The following is a 25,200-nucleotide window of genomic DNA, read 5'->3' as shown; positions in this document are numbered from 1 at the left end:
TCAGCTATCACAGAGCAACAAACCTCGTGGATAGGTCCCGTAGGTGATTCTGCTCCGGTATTTGATAACGCCCTTCTTTAGTCAGCAGGTGCAGCAGTTGCTCCTTCAGTTGATGAAACTCATAACCGTTACGCTGACGAGGATGCGGCAAGTCGATGTCGAGGATCTCCTTGATGCGGCCAGGTCGAGGCTCCAGCACAACCACGCGATCAGCCAGATAGACCGCCTCTTCAACGTCATGGGTGACCAGCACCGTGGTGATGGGCGAGCGCTGGCGGATTTCGTGCAACTGATCCTGAATGCTCTGCCGGGTCAGCGCGTCGAGCGCTCCAAAGGGTTCATCCAGCAGCAATAATCTCGGACTGGTCACCAGGCCGCGAGCAATCGCCACACGCTGGGCCATACCGCCAGATAGCTGATGGGGGTAGGCCCGGCTAAAGGCCTTCAGGCCCACCAGCTCAACCAACGCGTTAATCCGCTGCTGTTTCTGCTCGGCGGACAATGCTGCGCTGGCCAGTGCCAGGCCGATGTTTTCTTCTACGTTGAACCATGGGAACAGGCGGTGCTCCTGGAACACGATGCCGCGCCCGCCGCCAATGCCACGCACCGGGGCGCCGTCAATCTGGATGTCGCCGCTGAACGCAGGGTCCAGACCGATCAGCATTCTGAGTAAGGTGGATTTGCCACAGCCGCTGGCGCCGATAATCGCGACAAACTCGCCATCGGCAATGTCCAGATTCAGGTCCTGTATGGCTTCAAAACTGCCTTCTGCCAAGGTGAATGATTTGCCGACATGGCTCAGGCGAATAGCAGGGCGCAGTGAACTGTTCATTGGTGTCTCCAGCGTGTGGCGCGTTGTTCCAGGCACAGACCGAGGTGGTTGAGGGCGCTGCCGGCAACGCCGATCAACAGCATGCAACTGAGGGTAAGATCGGTGCGCAGCACTTGTTGAGCGCCAATCATCAGGCTGCCGATACCGCCATTGGACGGCATGAAATATTCGGCGCCAATGGTGCCGAGCCAGGCGTAGATAAGCCCGAGGCGCAGACCATTGAAAATCGCCGGTGCCGCACCTGGCAGGATCAGCCAGCGCAGGCGTTGCAACGGGCTCAAGCGCATCACTTGGGCAGCTTCGTGCAGTTGCACGGAGAGGTGAGCCACCCCACGGTAAGTCGCGATGAATAACGGAAAGAACGCTGCCATGGCGACAAACGCCCATTTGGCCGTTTCACCCAGACCGAACCACGCGCTGAGCAGCGGTACCCACGCGAAAATCGCGATCTGCCGCAACGCGCTGAAACTTGGCCCCAATACGCGTTGAGCCAAAGGCAGTGTGCCTAGCAGCAGACCGAAAATGACCCCGGCCGAACCGCCCAAAGTCAGCCCGCCCAGCGTCCGGCCCAGGCTGGTGCCAAGCGCCAGTGGCAACTGCCCGCTGATCAGGCCGTCGAACAGTGTGCGTAGTACGTTCGGCAGTGAGGCGACCAACTGTGGGTCCAGCCACGCCTGCCAGGTTGCGGTTTGCCAGAGGATCAGCAGCCCGACCGGCAGTAACCACGGAACCAGGCACTGCCAACCGGTTCGCGCGGTGCTTTTCGGCAGTTGCGCCAGCGCTGCATGAGGCCAGAACACCCAGCGCCGATCCAGCCAATTGATGCCCCGGTCCATGCACGCACCCATGACGCCGATGACCAGAATGCAGACGAACACGATGTCCAGCATGAACAGCTGTCTGGCCCAGACCATGAGGTAACCGATGCCCTCACTCGACGCCAGTAGTTCCACGGCCAGCAGTGCCGACCAGCCTGCCGACAACGCGAGGCGTACGCCAGCCATGAACGATGGCGCGGCGGCGGGCACGATTACTCGCAGGATCAACGTCGGGGCAGGCACCTGCAGCACCGCGGCCACTTCACGCAATCGGGGTTGCGCATCACGTACACCGGTCAGTGTGTGCAGGGTCACGGGCACGATCACCGCTTTGATCAGCACCGCCAGCTTCAAGGTTTCGCCTATTCCCAGAAACGTCATCAGCAACGGGATCCACGCCAGCGTCGGGACCTGCGCCAAGGCACTGAACGTCGGCAGCACCAAGCGTTCGGCGAAACGGCTCGCGCCGAGCCATGCTCCGAGCACGGCGCCAGCAGCGATGCCCGCCACCAAACCGGCCGCGAGGCGGCCAAGGCTGATGATCAGGTTGCGCCATAATTCTCCAGTGGCCAGCTCCACAGCGCTTTGCCAGACCAAGTCTGGCCCAGGTAATACCTGCTCACTCATCCAGTGGCGATCGGCAGCGACCCACCACATGATCAGCACCAGCAGCGGTAACAGCCAGGGCTGCAGGCGGTTGATGACCCGTGGCGATAATCGCCTCAGCCAGTGCATGTGTTGAAATGGGGTGATCAAAGTTGCGGGGAACATGGTCGACCTGAAAAGGCGGTAAGCCGGACATTGTCCATTGCGTGGCGCGGCAAGCGGCAGCGCAAACCGCGAATAATTTTTATGCGTGGCATGCAATAGCGCGCGCAATGCTGCCAGGAGGAAAATCCCTTGACCCCTTGAGTGGCTGCCTTTATAGCCAAACGCGCTTATGCGGTAAAATTCCTTCTGGTCCTAAAAACTACGCTAAATGGAATATACCTTTGCCTGGGCTTCTGAACTGCTGGCGGATACTGATCATCCTTATGTCGCTGTTGATGAGCGATGTGCCTCAAGCGAGCGACTCGATCAGCCATGGGATCGCCGTGGCAAGCAAGGCGCAGCCCGCAGTGCCAGAGTCATTGGAGCGAAGGCACTTCGCCAATGGCGTGTTGCGCCTTACGGACCTGAGCTACGCATCATCGGCCGACGACCATGCCATGACCCTGGATCTCTATCTACCGCCCAAACCTGATGCGGTAAGGCCTTTGATTGTCTATGTGCACGGCGGCGGCTGGTCGGCAGGTCATTCACGAGTATCGGGTGCCTTTGAAGATTTCCCGGCGGTGCTGGCCAACTTCGCTGCGCAGGGCTACGTTGTGGCTTCGGTCAATTACCGGCTCAGCGGCACGGCGATATACCCGGCGGCGCTCGACGACTTGCGCGCCGCGATGCAGTGGTTGCAGGCCCATCATGAGCAGTACGCAATTGATGTAAATCGCGTCGCACTGTGGGGCGGTTCGGCGGGGGCCCAGTTGGCGGCGCTCGCAGCGCTGGATTGTTCGCCACAGGCCAACATTCAAAAAGCCGGAATAAAAAACCCAATGTGCGCCACGGTGCTGGTCAGCTGGTTTGGCCTGTTCGACTTTGCCGATGTGCTCGGTCGGCCGGACTTCGGTGCCATTGATCAGGCTGCCCGGCAATTTCTCGGCTGTCCAGGCAAGCCCTGCCCGACGCAACGGGTCAGGGATGCCAGCCCGATCAGCCACTTTGCCGACCTGCCGACATTGCTGATTCACGGCACTGCTGACCGGGTTGTGCCGTGGCAGCAGTCGCAGCAAATGGCGTCTGCCCTGGAGCGTCAGCAGGGGCAGGTCGAGCTGTTGTTATTACCCGATGTTGGCCACAGTTTTGTCGGTCGTGACCACGCCGCGACGCAGGCAGCCAACTATCGAGCGTTGCAGGTCACTGAGCGCTTTCTGGCTGATCATCTTTAGGCAGCCACCAGGCAATCACCCCCAGCAGCGGCAAGCAACTGGCGTACTCAAAGGTGCTGATCACGCCCCACTGATCGGCTATTACACCAAGGCCTGCGGCGGCGATGCCGCTGATACCGAAGGTCAGGCCGAAGAAACCGCCTGCCACCAATCCAATGCGTCCCGGCAACAGTTCCTGAGCCATGAGCAGAATGGCGGCGAATGCCGAGGCAATGATGACCCCCACCAGTACTGACAAACCGACGGCTGTCACCAGGGGAGCGTGGGGCAACAGCCCGGCGAACGGGCAGGCACCGAGTATCGACAAGCCGATCACCCGACGCCTGCCGACGCGATCCACCAGCGGTCCGCCCAGTAATGTGCCCAGGGCAATGGCGAGCAAGAAAACAAACAAGTACAGCTGCGCGTCCGGGATGCTTATCGCGAACCGCTCGATCAGAAAGAATGTATAGAAGTTGGCGACGCAGGCCAGGTACACGTATTTCGATATCACCAGCAGGATCAGCAACAACAGCGCGCGGGCTTTTTTGCTGCGGGGCATCTGGCCCAGTGCCGAGGGCGCAGCCGTGCGCGCGACCGGGCGTTGCAGATTTGCGACTACCACCTTGCGCAGCAACATGAATCCGCCCATCGCCAGCACTGCCAAACCAACAGCCAGGCTACCCATAGGTATGAAGAGCAGCATGGCCAGCAGTAACGGTGCCGCCGCCGAACCGATGTTGCCACCCAGTTGAAACACAGACTGGGCCAGCCCCAATCGGCCGCCGGATGCGGCGCGAGCAGCGCGCGACCCTTCCGGGTGGAAGATCGATGAGCCAAGGCCGACCAGCGCCGCCACCAGCAGGAACGATACAAAGCTGCTCGCATTTGCCAACAGCAGCATCCCGGCCCCCATATAGCCCATCGCCCATGGCAGCAGCTTCGGGCTGGGATGGCAGTCGGTGTACCAGCCCACCAGCGGTTGGCAGACCGAGCCGATCAAGTGGAATACCAGCGTGATTAGGCCCAGCTGCGAGTAGCTCAATGTGAAGCGGGCCTGCAGCGTGGGATAAAGCGAGGGCAAAACCGCCTGGAACAGATCGTTGAAAGCATGGGCGACGGCGATGATCAGCAGCGCGGGAGCCACACGAGCGGGAGCGGCGAGAGCGGGCACAGCGGGCAGCATGGGCATAAGGCAGTCAGGCGAAGGGTCAGGATCGGCCAGTAGATCGCAACCTCCATGGCTGGGCCAATGCATTTGGCTCAACTTATTTTTGCGTGTTTTACATAACCTTCAGGCAGCACGTAACTACTCGCTTATGCCTTTAAGAAATAACTAAAGCCGGTTTTAGTATTTATGGCTGACGCTATGGCTGTGGTTAAACGTCATCGCCTGCTGGCCAGACAGGGTCGGCAGTCTTCTATGGAGTTGGAAATCGCACATGCCATCGCGTCCTCATCTGCTTGCTTCGCTGCTGTCGGGTCTCGGCCTGAGCCTGACCCTCACACTGGGCCATTTGGCCCCGGCACAGGCTGCGCCGTCATCGGTGCAACTCAACATTGCTGTGTCCGATATCGGCGCCGGTGGATCGCCCGCCGGTGGCGGTCTGGTCGATGTGATCCATGCTCAACAACGTCTGGAAAAAGCGCTCAGTGCGGATGGCGTCGAGATCAAATGGCACTTTTTCAAAGGCGCTGCGCCGTTGATCAACGAAGCCTTCGCCAATGGCCAGGTGGACATGGCCTACCTTGGCGATCTGGGCACCATCGTTGGTAAAGCGGGCGGGCTCGATTCCCGAGTGGTAGCTGTTGCGGCCCGAGGTGTTGCCCATTACCTGGCGGTGCCGGTCGACTCACAGATTCAATCGCTGGCTGACCTCAAGGGCAAGCGGGTGGGGCTGTTTCGCGGTACCGCCGCACAGTTGTCGTTCATTGGCGCTTTACAGACTGCCGGGCTGACCGAAAAGGACATCAGCGTCATCAATCTGGACTTCGCCGCCGCCAGCGCTGCACTGGCCGCCAAACAGATTGACGCCACCTGGGGCGGCATCAACGTGCTGGCTTTGCGTGAACGCGGGCAGGCCAGGGTGCCTGTCTCGACTCGCCAGCTCAATGGCGCAGGTGAGCTGGCTGGCTTGTTGCTCGTCTCGCAGAAAATCATCGATCAGCATCCGCAGTGGGTCGACAAGATAGTTCAGGTCCAGCGCGAAGCCGCTGCCTGGGCAAGCGATCCACAAAACCGCGATGCCTATATCCAGCTGCTCGCTGATCAGGCGGCTTATCCGGCCAACTTGCTGCGGGCGGATCTCGAAGATGCTCCGCCGCTGTCAGTGCTGTTGTCGCCAGAGCTGGACCCCGGCTTTACCGCTCAACTCAAGCAAGCCATTTCCAGCGCGAGGAACGCGAGGCTGATCCGTCGCGACATAGACGTGGAGCAGTGGCTCGCACCGCAATTTCTGCAGCACAGCGCCCCTTAATCAACCCTTGATTCGCAACCTGCCGAGCGTCGTTGATGCGCGGCACTCGCCAACTCGTTCGCTGGAAATGCCTGATGAAACTTTACGCACAGCAAAAATACCTACCTTGGGTGACTGGAATGGCCTTGGGGCACGCGCTGGTCTTGGTCGCGTCACCGATCATGGCCGACGACAGCGGCACTCGACTGGCCACAGTGCAAGTCGAGGGTGTGCGCGAAGCCGACGCACAGCAGCCGCCATCATCGGCGCAAAAGCTCAGTGGCAAGACTCTGGAGCAGCAAGGTGTCTACCGCCTGGAAGATTTGCAGCAAGTGGCGTCAGGGCTGGACGTCTCCAGCATTGATGCTTACGACACGCGTATGACCATTCGCGGAGTCGGCGATGGCGGCGGCACCGAGATCAACATCGGTATGCCGAGCAGTGTCGGCCTGTTCCTCGATAACGTTTATCTGAGCCGTCCGGGCATGATGTCCAACGACCTCCTGGATATCGAAAGCGCCGATGTGCTGAGTGGCCCGCAAGGCACTCTGAAGGGGTTCAACACCACCGGCGGTGCGGTGGACATTCATACCCGTAAACCGACTTTCACCCCTGAAGGGTCGCTGCGCCAGTCGGTCGGCCAGCGAGGCTACACCCAGACCCAGGCGATGTTCTCGGGGCCGTTGACCGAAACGCTTGCCGGGCGAATTAACCTTTCGCACACGGAGAAGGGCGGCTACATCAAGAATGAATACACCGGCCACGATTTAGGCGGCAGCAATCAGGACGGCATTCGTGGCCAGTTTCTCTGGCAGCCAGTCGACGACTTCAGCCTGCGAGTGATCGCTGATTACAACAAGTCCACGAGCTATCCCGTGCTGGTGCTGGACAAAGCCAACGCGGTCAACGGCACCGTGCCGTATCAGAACCGCGCCAATCTGGTTGGCGCGCATTTGGTGGGTGGCGGCTATAAGGTCAACGCCGATGACGAGAACGCGGCTTACGTCAAGCAGGGTGGCATTTCGGCAGAGGCCAACTGGACGCTGGCCAACGGTTATAACCTGCGCTCGGTTTCTTCCTACCGTTACTTCGGCTTTCAGCCCAACAACACCGACACCCTCGACGTGCCGTTGTATGCAGGCAGCGGCGCCGATGCTCGCGACCGGATCTGGTCTCAGGATATTCGTCTGGATTCACCCAAGGGCGAGCTGTTCGACTACGCCTTGGGGGCTACGTACTGGGGTGAAAACCTCGACACTTTCGCCCACGATTACTACGCGCCAGGCAACCAGACCACCCAGTACTACGGCAGCGCTATCAACACCGGCAAGAACGTCAAACGTTGGGGTGAAATCGACGACACGGTGTTTTCCCTATACGCCCAAGGTACGTTGCATGTCACCGATGAGTTCGACATCACCGCTGGCGTTCGGGACAGCTACAACAAAAAGTCCGGCTCGTTTCGCCGGGTCAACAAAAACGACTTCGACTCTGGCGAGTTGAACCAGTACAGCAACTTGCCAGCGGCGATGGTCAACCTCAGCTACTTCTTTCTGCCAAATCTGCAGGGTTACCTGACCGTGGCTTATGGCGAAAAAGCGGGCGGACTCAACGTGTCCCAAGGCGCGGCAAGTACCGCTGGCTATGACAGCCTGCTGGTCGATCCGGAAGATACTCGCGGCGGTGAAATCGGGATCAAGAGCCAATGGCTGGATAACCGCATCAGCTTTGACACCGCAGTGTTCTGGTCCGAAGTGCGTAAATTCCAGACCAACGCCTACGACGTTGAAACCCAGAGCAGTTACCTGATCAATGCCGGAACCATGCGTTCTCGGGGTGTAGAGACAAACCTGACCCTGCGTCCACTGGATGGCCTGAGCGTCAATTTCAACGGCACGTTGCTGGACAATACCTTCCTGGACTTCAAGGGTGGCAAATGCCCTGCGGAAGTAACTCTGGCCCCAGGCGCGCCGATTTCCTGCGATCTGAGCGGCAGCCGGGTGTTCCGTTCGCCCAAGGTTACGTACAACCTGACCAGCCGTTATGAATGGCAGACTTTCGATGCCTTGCAGGCCTTTGTCTCTGGCCGTTACTCCTACCGCACCTGGTCTTACGGCACAGTCGACAACTCCGAGTTCACCCGAATTCCTGGCTACGGTTTGCTAAGCCTGTCCACCGGCCTGAGTGGCAAGTACAACGAAGGCACCTGGAATGCTTCGCTGTGGGCGAACAATGTTACCGATAAACGCTATTACCGCGCGCTTAACACCGGCGATTATGGCTCGGCGTTCGGCATTCTCGGCGAGCCGCGTACGCTCGGCATGACGGTTGGCTACGACTTCTGAGGGCCGGGCTGATGACTGAGTTCAAACTTGATCGCCGCAGTTTTCTGCGCGCCAGTGTTGTGACCGCCGGCGCAGTGCCCTTCATAGGTAATGCAGCGGGAGCAACGTCGAAAAAAACCGCCGATGCAGGGCTTGAAAGCCCGCTGGGCTGGCTGGGTAATACTGTGCCGAAGTCGTTTGCCGGTGTCACGTGGGGCACTCCATGGCCGTGGGGCCAGGTGGCGGCGGGCAGTCAGTTCCAGATTTACGGCAGCGATGGCTCCACGCCAACCCTGCAAAGCTGGCCGTTAGCGTACTGGCCTGATGGCAGCCTGAAGTGGACCGCCCATGCCATTGCACCTCAGGCGCAACCGGTGGCCGAGCATTACGACCTGCGCCCGACTCAAACCAGCACGGCGGACAACGCCAGCCTGGTCCAGGAAAGCGCTGATGCCATCCGCGTTGATACCGGGCTGCTGCAATGTGTGATCCCCCGGCAGGGCGCGAGCCTGATTCAAAGCGTCACCCAAAAGGCTCGCAGCGCGCTGCTCAACGGTCATCTTTTGCTTCAGGTGCAAGGCGACCCGGATCAGCCAGCCGAACCGCTTCGTCAGTACCGCAGCGAGGTCCAGCGCGTGGTGGTGGAGCAGCAAGGGCCGGTGCGTGCTGTGCTGGCGTTGCACGGCACCCATCGTGATCAAAACGGCACGGCGACATTGCTGCCGTTCACCGTGCGGCTGTACTTTTACGCGGGCAGCGATGTGATCCGAGTGATTCACACCCTGGTGCTGGACATCGACGAGCGCAAGGATTTCATCACGGGCGTCGGGTTACGTTTTGACTCGCCATTGCATGCAGAACTGCATGACCGGCATGTGCGTTTCATCTCGGCCGATGGCGGGGTGTTCGCGGAGGCTGTCAGGGGGTTGACCGGCCTGCGGCGCAACCCCGGTGACGAGATCATGCGTGCCCAGATCGAGGGCCGCAGCACTGGCCCGGTGACAGGTTTTGCTCCAGAGGTCGCTAATCGCCTGCAGTACATTCCGGCGTTTGGCAGCTATCGATTGCTGCAGGCGCATCCCGACGGGTTCCAGATCAGCAAGCGCACGGCCTCCGGTCAAAGCTGGCTTCACAGCGCCACCGGCCAGCGTGCCGCAGGTTTGGGTTACCTGGGTTCACCCGACGGCGGTGTGGTGTTCGGCCTGCGTAATTTCTGGCAGAGCTTTCCCGCGCAACTGGACATTGAAGCCGCGCACAGCGAGCAAGCGCAAGTCACGGTCTGGCTGTGGGCACCTCAGGCCGCGCCGATGGATTTGCGCAGCTATCACGATGGCTTGGGCGAAGACAGCTTCGTCAAACAGCGCGAAGCGTTGGAGATAACGTACGAGGATTACGAGCCTGGGTTCAATACGCCGTCCGGTATTGCCCGCACCAGTGAGCTGGAGTTGCAGTTTGTCGCGGCCACCCCGAGTGCGGTCGAACTGCAAAACATAGCCCAGCGCATTCAACAGCCTCCGTTGCTAGCGGCAACGCCCGAGCGTATGCACGCCGCAGGTGTGTTCGGTCCTGACTGGGCACCGCCGGGTAAATCCACGGGGCGCAAACAGCAGATCGAGCAGCAGTTGGCCTGGTATTTCGATTTCTATCGCGACGAAGTTGAACAGCGCAAATGGTACGGCTTCTGGGACTATGGCGACGTGATGCACACCTACGACGAGCAGCGCCATGTCTGGCGTTATGACGTAGGCGGCTTTGCCTGGGACAACTCGGAACTGAGCACCGATCTGTGGCTGTGGTACTACTTTTTACGCACTGGGCGTCAGGATGTTTTCCGCATGGCCGAAGCCATGACCCGGCATACCGGTGAAGTGGATGTGCATCATATCGGCCGTTTCGCGCCATTGGGATCGCGGCATAACGTGCAGCATTGGGGGGACAGCGCCAAGCAACTGCGTATTTCCACCGCCGCCAATCGTCGCTTTCTGTACTACCTGACCGCTGATGAACGTGTGGGTGATCTGCTTAATGAACAAGTCGAAGCGCTGCGTACTCTTCGTGAAGTGGTGCCGGGCCGCAAGATCGGTCAGCAAGCCGACCCTCGCGAAGGCTACGCCAGCATCACCTTCGGCACGGATTGGGGGGCGATTGCTGCTGCCTGGCTGACCGACTGGGAGCGCAGCGGCGATCCTGCAGTGGCGCGCCGCTTGCTCAACAGCATGGAGACGATTGCCGCGCAGCCCCATGGCTTCTTCACCGGAGTGGCGAACATGCACCTGGATAGCGGTCGGTTTGATCCGGATCAGAGCGGCAAGCTTTCGGTGTCGCATCTGTCCGCAGTATTTGGGTTGGCCGAGATCTGCAGCGAGCTGTTGCAGCTTTTGCCGTCGGCAAGCTTCGAACGCGCCTGGCTCGATTACTGCCGCCTGTACAACGCGCCCGTCACCGAGCATGAAAAAGCACTGGGCGAACCTTTGGCCAACCTGAACCTCAAGCAGGGGCACGCGCGCCTGACCGCATTTGCCGCGTGGCGACTTCAGGACAAGGCACTGCATGAACGGGCCTGGAAAGAGTTTTTCGCAGGTTCCGGCGGTATTCCGCAGCCCAATCGTCGCCTGCACCGGATTGAACCCCCAGCCTATCTGTACGCGCTGAATGAACCCGATCCGGTATCGGTGATTGATGAGCATTCCGGCACATCGTCCGCAGCCAATCTGTCGACCAATGCCGTCGCTCAGTGGGGGCTGACTGCGATTGCCCTGTTAGCTCTAGATAATGAGCCGCGCTAGCGGCCGTTATTTCTCCTTTTAAGTTTCGAGACTGTCTGCATGCCTCAACCACGTGTTCCAGCGGCCCCTGTCGCCGTGTCTTCACACCTGCTCGTGCAGGATGATTTTCAACGTTTCGATGCCCGGCGCTGGCGGGTCGAGAGTGAACAACCAGAGCGCTCGCGGGTTTTCGTCGAGCAGGGTCGCCTGATCATGGACACCGCTGCGGGTATGACAGTCTGGCTGGGGCAGCGCCTGAGTGGCGCTTACCGCATTGAGTTCCTGCGTCAGGTCCTGGTGGCCGGGCAGGCCAACGATCGACTTTCCGACATGAACCTGTTCTGGGGCGCGCACGATGGGGAGGGTCTGCTCAGCCGTGACGGCGTGCTGGAATCCTATGATTCACTGGCGACCTGGTACGTGGGCATGGGGGGGAACACCAATACCACCACACGTTTTCGCTTCTACGATGGTCAAGGTGAACGGCAACTACTGGGTGAAAGCCTGGAGGCGGCTCACTTGCTGGAAGCGGGCAGGATCTACCGGATTCGAATCGACGTCACCGCAACGTCGACTGGCTATTGGGTGGACGACGAACTGATGTTCGAGCAAGCCCTGGACGGGCTACCTGCAGACGGCTACTTCGGCTTCCGTTCTGTCTGGTCTCGCCAGGCCATAAGCCGATTCAAGGTGTGTGCGTTGTAGCCGGTGCTTGTGAGCGCCTGCAGTGCTCGCGGTATGCCGCGAACCCTGTAGGAGCCATCGGAGGTTACGACGGTCGCGATTGCGGTTTGTCAGGCAGACCTCTTCCAGTCGGATCAGCCTCCAGCGCCTGCATTGCCTGATCGGCTTCATGGAAAGCATCGATCAGATTCTGCGCCAGGAACGACAGCTTGTACCCCGCGCGACTGACGATGCCGTAGTGGGTGTAAAACTCCGGCGCTTGTTGATCCAGTCCGGTCACATTCAACAACTTGAGGCCTTGTTGCAGATAGGGGTTATTGCGACTGACATTGGTCGTGCCGATGGCGTCGGAATGCTGGATGACACTGACCAGGCTGTAGCCGTTATCGCACTCGATGCTGGTCTGGAAGTCGGGCCTGCCGCTGAGTTCCACCAGCGCCTTGCGCAAATTGGGCGGGCGCACGGTGCCCGCCAATGGATAACTGAAGAGCTGCTCGACGCTGACTTCATCCAGCGCTGCCAACGGATGCTCGCTGCGGCAGCAGAATCCCCAACGATGCGGGCTCAACAGCTCAACGCGGTAGTCGGGGTCATGCTCGAAGTTGCGCGCGTCGGCGACGAAAAACTCGCACTCTTCGGCCAGCAGTCGTTGACCCAGGGCTTGCCAGTTGTCCACATGAAAGCGCAGACGCACTTTGGGCAGTCGTCGAGTAAAAATCCCTAGCGCTTGGGGCATCAACCAGGCCGCTGGAGCTGGACCACAGGCAAACGACAATTCACCGGCCTCGTCCTCGTTGAATTGCCGTACCGAGTTGATCAGGTCGTGAGCATTGCCAATCATTCGTCTGGCGTGCTCCAGCACAATCAGACCTTTTTTAGTCGGTTCAAGGTTACGGGTACGGTCAATCAGTCGGGTCCCGAAGCTCTGTTCAAGCGCCTGAATACTGCGACTGAATGCTGATTGGGAAAGGTTGACCGACTCTGCGGCGAGACCAAAATTGCGATGCTCCACCAGTGCAATCAAGTGGCGCAATTGACGTAGATCCAGGTGCATGGGGACCGATGGCTCTGTAGATAGAATAAGAAGCGTGACTGTGCCGTAGTAAGTGTTTGTTTAAAAAGACTTAAAAAACTCTATCTCATTCGTTTTGGTAATAAGTCGCTTTGCCGGGTTTAACCCCCGATGTTCCTCCTGGCCAGGGTAGGTATTTAAATACCTACTTTAAAAACCCCGCTGATCACGAACGAATAACGCTCCGGCCTGATGTAGAAGGTCGTGCGATCGCAGCAGCGGCCGTCGGTAAACCAGGAGGTGCGTTCCATCACCAGTAATGCGGCGCCACGCTTGATACCCAGGGCATCAGCGAGTGCTTTGTCAGCCTGCTGTGCCCGTATTGCCATGTCGGCTCGGCTAACCGGACAACCAGTGACTTGCTCCAGTACCGAATAGATAGGCTGTTGTTCCACTTCCTTCCACACTACACCGGCCAGCTCGGCAGGGAGGTGGCTGCGCCCCAAAGCGATGGGTTCATCGTCAACGAAATGCAGGCGCTCCACGCAGAGTGACTGTGTCGCCTCCGGGAACAGGTGCCGCAGGCCTTCCGGGGTGGGCACCAAGTGATGAGCAATTACCTGCATGGTCGACTTCAGCCCTTGAAGCAGCAACGCCTCATGAAAGCTGCGCAATGCATCCAGCCCATGACGCAATTGTTTGGCGGCCACGAAAGTGCCTTTGCCCTGCTTGCGTTCAACCACTCCCTCGTCGCAAAGCTTGCCGATGGCCAGGCGTACGGTCACGCGGCTAACAGCAAAGCGCTCACCGATTTCGGCCTCCGAGGGCAGCTTGCCTGACGGTTCAAAATCACCTCGGTGGATTTCCTCCAGCAGTTGCTGGGCGATTTGCTGATAGAGCGAAGTGCTGCTGTCGCGAAGAATCGTCACTGTTCTATTCCATGAGCGCTGAGGTCAGCTTCGGAAGGCTGGACCGCATTTGCTTCTAAGGTTATGACAAGATGATATTACTTCAACTTGTATTAATACGTATTATGTCGAGACATCCATTGTAAACGACCTGATCCCACTTGCCATGTCTTCCCAGCCTCCAAAACCAAACCCGCCGACCAATGCCTTGAGCGTTGAAGCGATCAGCTTCAGTTACGCCAATGGTCATCAGGTGTTTGACCAGTTCAGCCTCAGCGCTCGGCCTGGCGAATTCGTCGCGATCCTCGGCCCTTCAGGGTGTGGCAAAACTACGTTGCTCAACCTGCTGTCGGGTTTTCAGCAGCCGAGTAAAGGACAGGTTCAAATCAATGGCGAGCCAATACGCCCTGAGCGTGAAGAGCTGGGATACGTATTCCAGTCACCTCAACTCTTTCCCTGGCTGAGTGCACTGGAAAATGTCCGCTTCGGCCTGCGCATGGCGGGGCAGGGCAGTGTCGTCGAGCAGCGCGAGAAAGCGCTGTCGTACTTGCGGCTGGTCGGTCTGGAGCAAGCCGCACAACGGTTGCCACAGCAGTTGTCCGGAGGCATGCAGCAGCGCGTTTCACTGGCCAGAACCCTGGCATTAGAGCCCAGCGTATTGCTGATGGACGAGCCTTTTGCTGCGCTGGATGCCATCAGTCGCAATAGCATGAACGAAGAAACTCTTCGCATCTGGGCGCAGCTGGGGCAGACCGTTCTGTTCATCACTCACGACATTGATGAGGCGGTTTTTCTGGCTGATCGCGTGGTGGTGCTAAACATCGCCCCGGGCGGTATTCACAGCGAACTGCAGGTCGATTTGCCCCGTCCGCGCAGTAATCTGCAAACCCGCCGCTTGCCAGCGTTTCTCGACTATCGCAATGAACTCATGGCGCGTATTTCCCACGTCATGGCGCAGGCTCCTGGCGCCATTCAAACTTCTTCCTCACCCGAGTTGACCGCATGATCAGACGCACGCTCCTGGCCGCTTCTCTGGCTGCTATTACTTTCGCCAGCAGCGCTTCGGCCGCTGACCAACCTCTGCGTATCGGCTACGTCTTTGCCATGGCCAACGCACCGGCGCTGATTGCCGATAAAGAGGGTTTTTACAAGCAGGAAGGGCTGAATGTAGACCTCAAGGCGCTGGGTGATGGCCCCGTGATACAGCAAGCTCTGGCGGCAGGTGAACTGGACGTCGCCTATGTGGGGACGCCACCGGTTTACCAGTGGTACTCACGGGGGCTGAAAAGCACGATCCTGGCCAAGGTCAACTATGGCCAGGCAGCGGTCATCGTCGATAACAAAAGCCCAATCCACGATTTGGCCGGGCTTAACGGCAAGAAGCTGGCGGGTGTGAAGAAAGGCAGCGGCATGGACGTGCTCCTGCGTGGCTATGTGCTCAAGGAAGCCGCCGGGCTCAATCCGGACAGCGACGTCGATATCATCGACATGCCACCGGGCAACATGAACGCTGCGCTGGAACGAGGCATCGTTGATGCCGCTTTCACTTGGGAACCCTTTGTCAGCCAGGCGCTGTTGCGTGGCAATAGCCGAGTGCTGTTCGATGTGAACCAGGCGCTGCCGCAGTACCCGTGGTATGTGGTCATTGCATTGCCCAAGACGTTGCAGGACCGCCCGGATGATGTGGTCAAGCTGCTGCGTGCACACCGCAAGGCCGTAGATTTTCTTAATCAGCATCCCGAGGAATCCAACAGAATAATCGCCGAGGCTTTCAAGCTTGAGGCTGTTCAGGGCGCGGATGGTAAGACTATCAGTCCAGAGCAGATTGTCGCGCAGGCACGCTCGCGCCTCGGATGGTCAGCAGATTTGCAGCCCAGCGATATCCAGTTCATCCAACGCCTGATGAATTACTCGACGCAACTGGGCTTCATGAATACCCATCTGGATACCAAAGATCTGGTGGACACTTCTTACCTGGATAAAGCCTCGCGCTGAGCCTCTGATGTCGATACCAAAACCCAACTGGGGCTGGGCCTCGCTGCCATTTTTGCTGGCGGTCTGGATCATCCTGGCTTCACGCTTTCCTAGCTACGTGCTGCCACAACCCTGGGTGGTTGCCCAAGAGGCGATCCGCTGGATCAACGACGGATCGCTGTGGAAGCAATTTCGCGCCAGCATGCTGGAGGAGTTGGCCGGATTCACATCCGCCGTCGTAGTCGCTGTGCTACTAGGCACCGCTGGCGGGTTGTCGCGCGGTTTTCGCGATTTCATTGCGCCGCTCAACAGCCTGTTCATGGCGATTCCGCCGATCGCCTGGGCTCCGCTGATTTTGATCATCTTTGGCCTTGGATTCTTCTCCATTGTGCTGGTGATCTTCATCGCTGCGGTGTTCCCCATGGCGGTCACTATTCAGGAAGGTGTACAGAGCATTCGCGGCGGAGAAGTACGAGCCGCGCGCACTCTGGGTGCCAATACCCGGCAACTGCTGGCTCATGTTTACCTGCCCGCTTCGCTGCCATTTCTGACTGCTGCTCTGCGCATTGGCTTCAGCCAGGGTTGGCGTGCGTTGGTGGCGGCCGAAATGATCGGCGCTTCTCAGGGCATCGGCTGGATGGTTTCCATGGGCGGACAAATCGGCAACAGCAGCCAGGTCCTGCTCGGCATCGCCTTGATCGGGTTGCTGGCGTGGCTGATGGAAAGCCTGGTTTTCCGCCGTATCGAGCGTCACTACCAGGCGTGGCGTGCGCACTAAAACGTTCTTTTCGAACCGCTTCTATCAGATTCCCCACGAGGTGCATTTTGACGACTTCCTTCGACCCACGCGACGCTGGTGAATACACCGCGCCAATTGGCCTGTATGAGCGCAACAAGGCCCGGCCGTTTCTCGGCAGTATCAGCGGCGACCGACAAACGCTCGTGGCCGGACGGTGGGACGAGATCACCTTGACCTACGAGGTGGGTGCCAGCGGGCTGGCGGATGGTGCCTGGTTGAAGCTGGCGTTCAAGTTCTATTCCGATTGGGCATTGTTTCAAACCTCCAACCCGTCGGGGCCCAACTATGTCAGTGCCGAGTATCAGGCAGGCGATCTAGTGCCGGGGCAGAGTCAGGCCACCGTGCAGTACCTGAAGGTGCGCTTTGATCAGAAGGGGCATGAGCGGCCTTTTCAGAAGGCGATCATTATCGACATTATCGACGGCTATCTGAATCCGGGGGATCGTATTGTCATTCGCCTCGGTGATCGTCGTCAGGGCGGGGCGGGCACTCGGGTGCAGAGCTTTGTCGAAAAAGACTTCCGGTTGCGCCTTTTCATCGACCCACTAGGCAGTTCGAAATTTGCCGAAGTTCCAGGTGATCTGCTCTGGGATATCGTGCCGGGTGTCGCGAGTCAGTTGCAGGTCATTGCGCCGCGACTGGTCAGTAGTGAAGAAGCTTTTGATGTTTTGCTGCGGGTCGACGATGCCTGGGGTAACACCTGCCGGCAGTTGCCGTTAGAGGGCAGTCTGCTACTGGTTTCTCCTGACGGGGCCGAGCGCGATATTGCGTTCACGCTCGCCAGCGAGGGCTGGGCTGTGGTGCGAATGCCCGCGCTGCGCTTGAGTGAAACCGGAGAGTGGCGGTTGCGTGCGCATGTCACCGACGCTCGTGTGCGACCTGCCCAGGCGTTCATCAACGTAGACCCGCAAGGCGCCGGTCTACGGCCACTGTATGCTGACCTGCATGTGCATTCCGATGATACCGTCGGCACCAATGACACCCTTTACAACCTGAGCTATGGCCGGGATGTCGCAGGTCTGGACGTGCTGGGTTACACCGCCAATGATTTTAACATTACCGAGCAGCGCTGGGATCAAGCGGTCAAACTGATTCATGAATTGAATGAGCCGGGACGGTTCGTCTGCTATCCGGGGACTGAGTGGTGTGGCAACTCCTGTGCTGGCGGCGACCGCAATGTAGTGTTCTTGCATGATCGCAAACCTGAGTTCCCCTTCGATAATCAAGGCCGTCTGGTTCGCTCTTTCGAGTGGAACGAGTTCACTGCGGGTACCATCAAGCCAGGGGCCTGGCCGGTGGATGAGCTATACGCAGCTTATGCAAAGGATCCGGAAGGGCATTTGATGATGCCCCACGTGGGTGGGCGGCGTTGCAACCTGGACTGGCATCATCCTGCCCTTGAGCGTTTGATTGAAGTCGGCTCGGCATGGGGGCAGTTCCACTGGGTGTATGCCGAAGCTTTGCAGCGTGGTTATCAAGTGGGTGCAGCCGCCAATAGTGATGAGCATCAGGGGCGTTGCGGTGGTGGCGTACCTGCTACCGCAGTATTTGGCTCCCGAGGCGGGCTGACCGGCGTATTGTCGGCAGGCTTTGATCGCAAAAGCGTCGGCCAGGCCCTGCGCGCCCGTCGCACTTTCGCCACCACTGGCGAGCGTTCGTTTGCCAGCCTGAGCTCTGGAGAGCATCTGATGGGCGAAGTGTTCACCGCCTCGGAAGAGGCCAGCCTCGACTACCGTCTGCTCGGTGAAAGCGGTTGGGAACAGATCGATCTGTTCGATGGAGAGCAATTGATCTGGTCGCGCAACCTGCATGAAGAACTCGGTTTCAGCAGCCAGCGCATTCGCTTGCGTCTGGGCGGCGCGCGTATCAAGGATCGTTACCGCGGAGCCTATTGGACTGGTGAAATTCGCGTGACTGGCGCGGTCATCAAGCATTTCGATGCCTGTGGCCTGGATCACCCCGAACAGACGGTATGGCGTCAGGATTCGACCAGTCTTGCGTTCCGCACGGACACCAACGGTGACACCGACAGCATCGAAATTGAATTGTCCCAGTTGGCTGGTGCGCGTCTGGAAGTTCGCAGTCGTATCGACAACTACACAAAGGTGGGAGATCCGGCAAACCCGGAAGCGTTTGTGCATGCTCCCAATGTTGAGGTGTTACTGAGCGGGGATGATTTGTTGGCTCAGGGGCAGCACGTTGTAGACCTACCCGGGGCAGAACTGAAATTATCGTTAGAACGGATGACTGCCCTGACTCTGCCGCGAGAGATTCAAGGGACGCTTAAGATCTCGGATCTGCGTTTGCAGGCAGGGCGCGAACACCCGCTGTTCGTCTGTGCACGTCAACGTGATCAGTCGCGTGTCTGGACATCGGCTTTGTTTTTGACAGTGCCTATAGAAAGGTGCTGAATGGAAAGCACTTCAAGCTCTATCCTTGGACCTCACTGCCGCCGAGCTAACAGCACATCGGGCGGCTTGAGCGCCGACTTTCAAGTGTTCGATCCGCAGCAGCATCCCTACATACATTCCGATTTTCGCGCACCGTAGTCCGCGCGTTTCAGCTCCTCGCCGCCAATGCTCGCGACCAAATGAGCGGCACAGACTGTGCAATGACTCTGCAATGTTTTCGCAGATCACAGTCTCGCCGATCAAACTATGGCAATCAGGGCGTCAACTTCCATGACTAACACCTCTTTTGTTTCGACACTTGCGTTCAGGCCGGTAGATCTGAACGCCCATCTCGACGTTTGCATACGTTTCGGGATTGACGCGATTGTCTGTGCCTTCGGTTCGGCAGATCGTTTTCATGAGCACGATGGCAAAGGCGCGGAACGCTATGTCGAGCGGCTGCGGCAGAGGGCTGAGGACTTGCCAGGTTCTCTGGCGCATGTCTGGCAGGGTGAAGAGATTATCGGCCTGATCGTAATGGGCAGATTGGCGAGTGATCCCTTGATCGGTTACGTGAGTCTGCTCTATCTGGTGCCTCATCAGCGAGGGCAGGGCTTGGGGACATTGCTGGAGGCCTATGCCTGGACATTCCTGAGCGGCTTGGGTTGCCAGTCCCTGCGGTTGTCGGCCAGCCCTACGAACACGCCAGCGTGGAAGTTTTATCAATACGGCGGCTGGCGGGATGAGGGCGCGCGTGCAGATGCGGCGGATGTTCACCTGCTACACAAGGAGGCCAGCGACGACAGTCAGGGATCGCCTCTGGTCATCAATCCGGATGATTATCTTGAGACCGAGTTCGGCAGGGAATTCACTCCTGAGCGCAACCGCCAGGCGTGGGAGCTGGCGTATGCGCGTCTGGACACCGAGCTGTCCAGGGCCGGACGCGGTGTTCATGTGTATGTGGTTATGGGTGTACAAGGCGCGGGTAAGTCCCGTTGGGTGTCGAAGAACCTCGGGCGGCTCGGGCGTCGTGCCATCGTTTTCGATGCGGCGCTGCCTGCACGGCGACACCGGGAAAAGTTGCTGGCGATCATCCGCGATTTTGGCGTGCCAGTGATTGCCGTTTTCGTGAGCGCGTCCCTCGATCTGGCTTTATCACGTAATGCGTCACGCAGTGCTGACAAGAAAGTGCCAGAGGAGGCGCTTAGAAGAGTGTTTAGCCTGCTTGAGCTGCCTACCAGGGACGAAGGGTTTGTCTGGTCGCAAACCGTTGAAAGCGCATCGGGTGATCAGGATATCGTCTGCAAAACGGTCATGGCCGATACAGACGTCGATGGCTTGAACGCAACTGTCTGAACTCGGTCACCAACCCGTCAGTAAGTGTTCAATATCGGTCAGTTAGACACTTTTATCAGCGATTTCCCTGATATTTGCGACAAGATAAGCTGGCACGCTCCCTGCTATATCGCTTGCGCCAACACTCATCGTCTTGTTGTAAGTCGATGGATCATGACTCAAGCAGGAGCGAAAAATGAGAAGGGGTATTACATCAAGAGCTACGGCGCATCGCCGGTTGTCATCGGCCGTGAGTGCCGGGGCGACGTTTTTCTTGATCGGCCAGTTGCATGCCGCGCAAGCTGACGCGAACGAGCCTGCCGAGCCAAAGCCGACACGGCAGTTGAGCACAGTGATCGTCCAGGGGCAGAAGCTCGACCAGACCCAAAAAGCCGAACTTGCTCTCAAAGATGTCGCGGGCGGGGTCAACTTTGTTGATTCGGCAGATATCGAAAAGGGCAGGGTGTCGACCAGTACCGATGTCTTTGCTTTACAACCTGGCGTGATCGCAACTCAAGGTGGCGGTAACAATGATGGCACCCGGATTTCGATTCGCGGCTCCGGCATCAACAAGGGCGTGGGCTACTTCCGTGCCGGCATTTTCTATCTGTTCGATGGGTTGCCCGTCTCGGGCCCCGGCGGCACGCCTTACGAGCTGTTCGAACCGCTGGGTCTGAGCCACACCGAAGTGCTCCGTGGTGCCAATGCCTTCGATATCGGCTCGTTGTATCTGGGCGGTGCGATCAACTATGTCACCAAGACCGGCTACAACTCGGCGCCGTTGCAGGTGCGCTATGAGGCAGGCAGCTACGGGTATCAGAAGCGTCAGATCAGTTCGGGGCAAGTGTTTGGCCCGCTCGATTATTACGTTAGCCTCACCGATTCGGCGTCGGACGGTTTTCAGGATCAAACCCAGGGTAAAAGCGCCGGGTTTGCCGGTAATGTCGGTTACCAGTTTTCGCAGCAATTAAAAACACGCCTGTACTACCGCTATCGCACCACCGATAACGAGACGCCGGGCTACATCACAAAGGCCCAGCTCAAGGACGATCCCGAGCAGGCCAACCCGACCAGCGTCAACGCCCACGCTCATCGCAAACAGCCGGGCTCAACTTGGGTTGCCAGCAAGACTCAATACACGTTCGATGACGATTCCAATCTGGAGCTGGGGCTGGTCTACCATGACTATCCGATCGACGCCCGGCAAGGGGTGAACCGTACGGTCTGGGGCTTCAGCGATTATTCAACGAGCATGAAATACGACCGCCTGGATTCACTTTTTGGCAAAAACAGCACCACTCGCTTCAATGTGCTGCGCACTGAGCATTTGAATGGTTACGCCAAGACCAGCGTGCGAACGCCTACGGGAGTTACTGCCAATTTGCCGGTCGGCGGCCTGGTGCGCAAGGCCGAATATGAAGGCTCTGACACCGTCCTGAGTGCGAGCAATGAAACCGAATGGATCAATAACAAACTGTGGCTCAGCGCTGGACTTTCCGCGGTTGAATTCCGGCGCAAGGCCAAAGTCTCTTATCCGGTCGGTGGTGAAGCCGACAATCCGAACAACCCGGTGGAGAAGAATGACTGGGAGTTCGCGCCACGCATCGGTGTGCGTTATCAAATCAATCCTGACTGGCAGTTGTTCGGTAACCTCAGTCGCACTGTTGAAGCACAGCAATCGTGGGCTTACGTGTCCGGCACCCAAGTGTTCACGTCCGGACCGGCGACGGGGCTCAACTCCGGTGGCCAGAAACTCGAACCGCAAATCGCTGACACGCTGGAGTTCGGCACCCGTGGCCAGTACGGTCCGACCGAATGGGACCTGACGTTCTACCGCTCCCATGTGCAGGATGAACTGCTCTCAGTAATCATCCGGGAAGCGACTTCGACGTCCGACGCCCTCACGTCCGAATCCAACGCCAGCAAGACCATCCACCAAGGTGTCGAACTGGGTCTGAATTCGCTGCTGTATCAGAACGGCGGCGACACACTGCGGCTGCGCCAGTCTTACACCTACAGTGACTTCTTCTATCGCGACGATGACGAGTTTGGCAGCAATCAATTGCCCGGTATCCCGAAGCACAACTATCAGGCCGAGCTGCGTTACGACTTCAACAACGGTATCTATGTCGGGGTGAACACCTATTACGCATCCAGAGCGCCGGTCGATTTCGCCAATACCAAGAACGCGGATTCATACAACCTGTGGGGCGCGATACTGGGCTGGGACTCGCCGAAGAAAGACTGGTCGGTGTACCTGGACCTTCGCAATCTGACTGACGAGAAGTACGCGGCGACCATCAGCCCGACTTATGATGCTCGGGGTAGCGATGTCCGGGCGATCCTACCAGGTGACGGGTTTGGCGCTTATGCAGGGGTACAATACAGCTTCAGGTGATCGATTGCTCGCCAGCCAGCTTGATGATCGTCGCGTTTCGATCTTTCTTTCTGGTTTGGGTTCAATGGAATGAAAGCTGGCTGCGCGCCTGCCTGCGGGCGCAATTGCGAGCTGCAGGCAAGAAGGTATTTATAGGGTGGACGAGGCTGGATGACGATCACTACCCGGCATGATCAAGATATTCAACGAGTAGGGGCGCCTATGCAGCGTGTCATGATTATTGGCCAGCCAGGATCAGGAAAAAGTACGCTGGCTCGGGAGATGGGCGCGCACACCGGCCTGCCGGTCGTGCATATCGACACGATCCATTGGCAGCCTGGGTGGGTCGAGCGAAGCTCAGACGAAAAGACGCGCCTGTGTCTCGAGGTAGAGGCTCGCGATCAATGGATTTTTGAAGGCGGTCATTCGACCACTTGGGATAACCGTATTGCGCGAGCCGATCTGTTGGTATGGATTGATCGTTCGTCGCTGCTTCGGTTCTGGCGTGTGCTGCTCAGGACATTGATCCAGCGAGGCCGCACACGCCCCGACCTGCCTGAGAACTGCCCGGAAAAATTAGGCAACCTTCCGGAGTTTTACCGCTTCATGTGGACAACCCGCCAATCGGCGCGTGCCAATATGAAACGGTTTGCGGCATCGGTTCCACCGACCTGTCGCGTTGTCTGTCTGCGATCCAACCGCCAGACCAGGCTATTTCTGTCGAGTGTTGAGCAAGCGTGTTGCGTAGTGTCGTCGAACAAAGGCCGGGTTCCGACAACACCGCTGCGCGATTGAAGGCGACGGTCCGCCAAAGTCCTTTTTGGAAGCCCGGAAGGGGAGCTGTAAACCGCTTAACGCTTTTGTCAGTCAGCCAGATAGCGATACGTCACAAAGTGCTCATCGGTGGCCACCGTATCGAAACCGAGCTTTTGATAAAAACTCATTGCCCTCTGATTGCTCAAAAAACAGGACAGCGTCAGAACATGGTTGGCTTCGATGGCGCGTGACATCAGGTTTTTCATCACACGCTGACCGATACCCTGATTTTGGTGGTCAGGATGTAGAAGCAGCAAAGACAGGTGCATTTCGCCAGTGTTGTAATTCAATACCGCGTACCCGCGAACGACCGATTCCACCTCGATAGAAACGAACGTCTGATCGCTGTAATGCGTATTGAATCGATGTCGCTGAAAGTCCTCGTGCCAGCCGAATGCCTTATCGATAGGCTCGTAAAGCGCCTGTTTGTAGAGTGCGAACAGGTTCTGCCTGTCGCGTGCACCTTCAGGCAGAGGGTTCAACTGAACTGTATTGCTTTCGTGCGGCATCGCCGCCTCCATTCATGCCCTGAGGCAACACCGGTTTTGGGGGCTCATCGCGGCATTTTCCGTAATGCGAGCAGCGTTGCTGCCGTTATGCATGCTCAACCTGCCCGGTTGGCAGGGTTGGGTATGCCCCGTTCCCTCAGATCGAAAGATGCAACATCCTGTCGCCCTGAACCGTCTGGGCGGGGCGTCTTTTGTTGACGGCCAGTTCGCCGATCTTGATCAGGCGGGTGCGGGTCACGTTGCGGCTCAGGCCCAGCAGGTTAGCGGTATGAACCTGGTTGTAATGACTGAAGCGATACGCCGCCCTGAGCAGGGAGTCTTCGACTTGTTCATGTAGCGCGCCGGCTTGTTCTTCGAACAACTTCTGAAAGGCTCGTTCGAGCAATGCCTGTGCAGAGTTGTCGCTGGCCGGGGTGTCATCCTGGCGCTCGATACGCATGTTGGACATGCGTAAATCATCCGCCTGGATCACGCCGTCGCGGCAGATCAGCAGGGTGTGGTGAATGACGTTTTCCAGTTCGCGAATGTTGCCCGGCCAGCCATAGCCCTTCAGGCGTCGCTCAGCATCGCTGCTCAGACGGATTTCGCCATAGCCCAGGCGCTGGCTATAGGTCTGGATGAAGTGTTGGGTTAGCGGCAGGATGTCGCCCGGCCGTTCACGTAACGGGCTCAGTTCCAGGCTGACGACGTCCAGACGGTAAAACAGATCCTCACGAAAATGCCCGGCATTGATGGCTTTTTCCAGCTGAACGTTGGTTGCCGCCAATACCCGGACGTTGATCGGGATGCTTTTCCTGGAGCCCAGGCGAACCACTTCCCGCTCTTGCAGGACACGCAGCAGCTTGACCTGAATCGGCATGGGCAGGTCGCCGATTTCATCGAGGAACAGCGTGCCGCCATTCGCCTCTTCGAACCAGCCAGCCTTGGCACTCAGCGCGCCGGTAAAGGCGCCTTTTTCATGGCCGAACAGTTCAGCCTCTACCAGTGACTCGGAAAACGCCCCGCAGTTAACCGCAATGAACGGACGATTCTTGCGAGCGCTGAGATTGTGAATATGGCGAGCCACCAGCTCCTTGCCGGTGCCGGTCTCGCCAATGATCAGCACACTGGCTTCGCTGGGCGCGATCTGCTGCAAGTGCGAAAGCAAGGAGCGTGATTTAGGATCTTCGAAAACCTGTGCGGTGGCCCGGATCGAGGTGGCGAGAGCCGGGGAGGGAGGCAGGGTTAGTAATTGCAT

The 25,200-nt window shown here is 58.4% G+C and carries 19 protein-coding genes; 12 read left to right on the top strand and 7 right to left on the bottom strand.

All coding sequences use genetic code 11. The features are described 5' to 3' along the window. Positions 1–7: 7 nt before the first annotated feature. Both RX972_RS01830 and RX972_RS01825 read right to left on the bottom strand, forming a co-directional pair. Positions 8–832: an ABC transporter ATP-binding protein gene (locus RX972_RS01830; RefSeq protein WP_316872362.1), complete on the bottom strand. Its 825-nt coding sequence runs from the start codon at positions 830–832 to the stop codon at positions 8–10. Continuing rightward, the gene (locus RX972_RS01825; protein WP_316872414.1) at positions 829–2,385 is read right to left on the bottom strand and encodes an ABC transporter permease; all 1,557 of its coding nucleotides are present in this window, start codon (positions 2,383–2,385) and stop codon (positions 829–831) included. Before RX972_RS01825 ends, RX972_RS01830 begins: the two co-directional genes overlap by 4 nt. Before the next feature lie 257 nt (positions 2,386–2,642). Here RX972_RS01825 and RX972_RS01820 point away from each other — a divergent pair, with 257 nt between their 5' ends. Beyond that, positions 2,643–3,635, top strand: a complete 993-nt coding sequence (locus RX972_RS01820; RefSeq protein WP_316872360.1) for an alpha/beta hydrolase — start codon at positions 2,643–2,645, stop codon at positions 3,633–3,635. Here RX972_RS01820 and RX972_RS01815 read toward each other — a convergent pair. Continuing rightward, positions 3,604–4,806 (bottom strand): MFS transporter, encoded by a 1,203-nt coding sequence (locus tag RX972_RS01815; RefSeq protein ID WP_316872358.1) that lies wholly within the window; start codon positions 4,804–4,806, stop codon positions 3,604–3,606. The two genes, RX972_RS01820 and RX972_RS01815, sit on opposite strands and share 32 nt — an antisense overlap. 250 nt (positions 4,807–5,056) lie before the next feature. Between RX972_RS01815 and RX972_RS01810 the strand changes: the two genes are divergently transcribed. The 4 genes from RX972_RS01810 to RX972_RS01795 all read left to right on the top strand — a co-directional run bounded on the left by RX972_RS01810 (position 5,057) and on the right by RX972_RS01795 (position 11,864). Further along, positions 5,057–6,091, top strand: coding sequence for an ABC transporter substrate-binding protein (locus RX972_RS01810; protein ID WP_096115987.1), 1,035 nt, complete (start codon positions 5,057–5,059; stop codon positions 6,089–6,091). 74 nt (positions 6,092–6,165) lie between these two features. Beyond that, a complete protein-coding gene (locus RX972_RS01805; RefSeq protein ID WP_316872355.1) occupies positions 6,166–8,415 on the top strand; it encodes a TonB-dependent receptor in 2,250 nt (749 codons plus the stop codon). Between the two features lie 11 nt (positions 8,416–8,426). Continuing rightward, positions 8,427–11,180, top strand: coding sequence for a Tat pathway signal sequence domain protein (locus tag RX972_RS01800; RefSeq protein WP_316872352.1), 2,754 nt, complete (start codon positions 8,427–8,429; stop codon positions 11,178–11,180). Positions 11,181–11,219: 39 nt separating this feature from the next. After that, positions 11,220–11,864: a DUF6250 domain-containing protein gene (locus RX972_RS01795; protein ID WP_316872350.1), complete on the top strand. Its 645-nt coding sequence runs from the start codon at positions 11,220–11,222 to the stop codon at positions 11,862–11,864. Between the two features lie 64 nt (positions 11,865–11,928). Here the strand turns inward: RX972_RS01795 and RX972_RS01790 are convergent, their stop codons facing one another. Continuing rightward, a complete protein-coding gene (locus RX972_RS01790; protein WP_316872348.1) occupies positions 11,929–12,897 on the bottom strand; it encodes a LysR family transcriptional regulator in 969 nt (322 codons plus the stop codon). Positions 12,898–13,052: 155 nt separating this feature from the next. After that, positions 13,053–13,784, bottom strand: a complete 732-nt coding sequence (locus RX972_RS01785; protein ID WP_316872346.1) for a GntR family transcriptional regulator — start codon at positions 13,782–13,784, stop codon at positions 13,053–13,055. Between the two features lie 145 nt (positions 13,785–13,929). On the opposite strand from RX972_RS01785, the gene RX972_RS01780 reads away from it, so the two are divergent. The 7 genes from RX972_RS01780 (at position 13,930) to RX972_RS01750 (ending at position 23,433) form a co-directional block, all read left to right on the top strand. Beyond that, positions 13,930–14,769 carry an ABC transporter ATP-binding protein gene (locus RX972_RS01780; RefSeq protein ID WP_316872344.1) on the top strand — a complete coding sequence of 280 codons (840 nt, stop codon included), beginning with the start codon at positions 13,930–13,932 and terminating at the stop codon, positions 14,767–14,769. Then, complete coding sequence (locus tag RX972_RS01775; protein ID WP_316872342.1) at positions 14,766–15,758, top strand: ABC transporter substrate-binding protein; 993 nt, start codon at positions 14,766–14,768, stop codon at positions 15,756–15,758. The genes RX972_RS01780 and RX972_RS01775 overlap by 4 nt, the downstream gene beginning before the upstream one ends. Before the next feature lie 7 nt (positions 15,759–15,765). Then, positions 15,766–16,515, top strand: coding sequence for an ABC transporter permease (locus tag RX972_RS01770; RefSeq protein WP_316872339.1), 750 nt, complete (start codon positions 15,766–15,768; stop codon positions 16,513–16,515). Between the two features lie 47 nt (positions 16,516–16,562). Beyond that, a complete protein-coding gene (locus tag RX972_RS01765; RefSeq protein WP_316872337.1) occupies positions 16,563–18,947 on the top strand; it encodes a hypothetical protein in 2,385 nt (794 codons plus the stop codon). 270 nt (positions 18,948–19,217) lie between these two features. After that, positions 19,218–20,282: a GNAT family N-acetyltransferase gene (locus RX972_RS01760; RefSeq protein ID WP_316872335.1), complete on the top strand. Its 1,065-nt coding sequence runs from the start codon at positions 19,218–19,220 to the stop codon at positions 20,280–20,282. Between the two features lie 175 nt (positions 20,283–20,457). Beyond that, positions 20,458–22,659 (top strand): TonB-dependent receptor family protein, encoded by a 2,202-nt coding sequence (locus RX972_RS01755; protein WP_316872333.1) that lies wholly within the window; start codon positions 20,458–20,460, stop codon positions 22,657–22,659. A 201-nt stretch (positions 22,660–22,860) separates the two neighbouring features. Beyond that, entirely contained in the window at positions 22,861–23,433 is a 573-nt protein-coding gene (locus RX972_RS01750) for an AAA family ATPase (protein WP_316872413.1), read from the top strand. A 68-nt stretch (positions 23,434–23,501) separates the two neighbouring features. Here RX972_RS01750 and RX972_RS01745 read toward each other — a convergent pair whose 3' ends face one another. Beyond that, a complete protein-coding gene (locus RX972_RS01745; RefSeq protein WP_316872332.1) occupies positions 23,502–23,963 on the bottom strand; it encodes a GNAT family N-acetyltransferase in 462 nt (153 codons plus the stop codon). A gap of 136 nt (positions 23,964–24,099) precedes the next feature. Then, on the bottom strand, positions 24,100–25,200 hold the full coding sequence (locus tag RX972_RS01740) for a sigma-54 dependent transcriptional regulator (protein ID WP_316872330.1): 1,101 nt from the start codon (positions 25,198–25,200) through the stop codon (positions 24,100–24,102).

Source organism: Pseudomonas syringae group sp. J309-1 (assembly GCF_032582135.1).
GTDB classification, from domain to species: Bacteria; Pseudomonadota; Gammaproteobacteria; order Pseudomonadales; family Pseudomonadaceae; genus Aquipseudomonas; species Aquipseudomonas quasicaspiana.
Note: the sequence above shows the minus strand (reverse complement) of the source record. Positions and strands in the feature narration are given on the sequence as shown.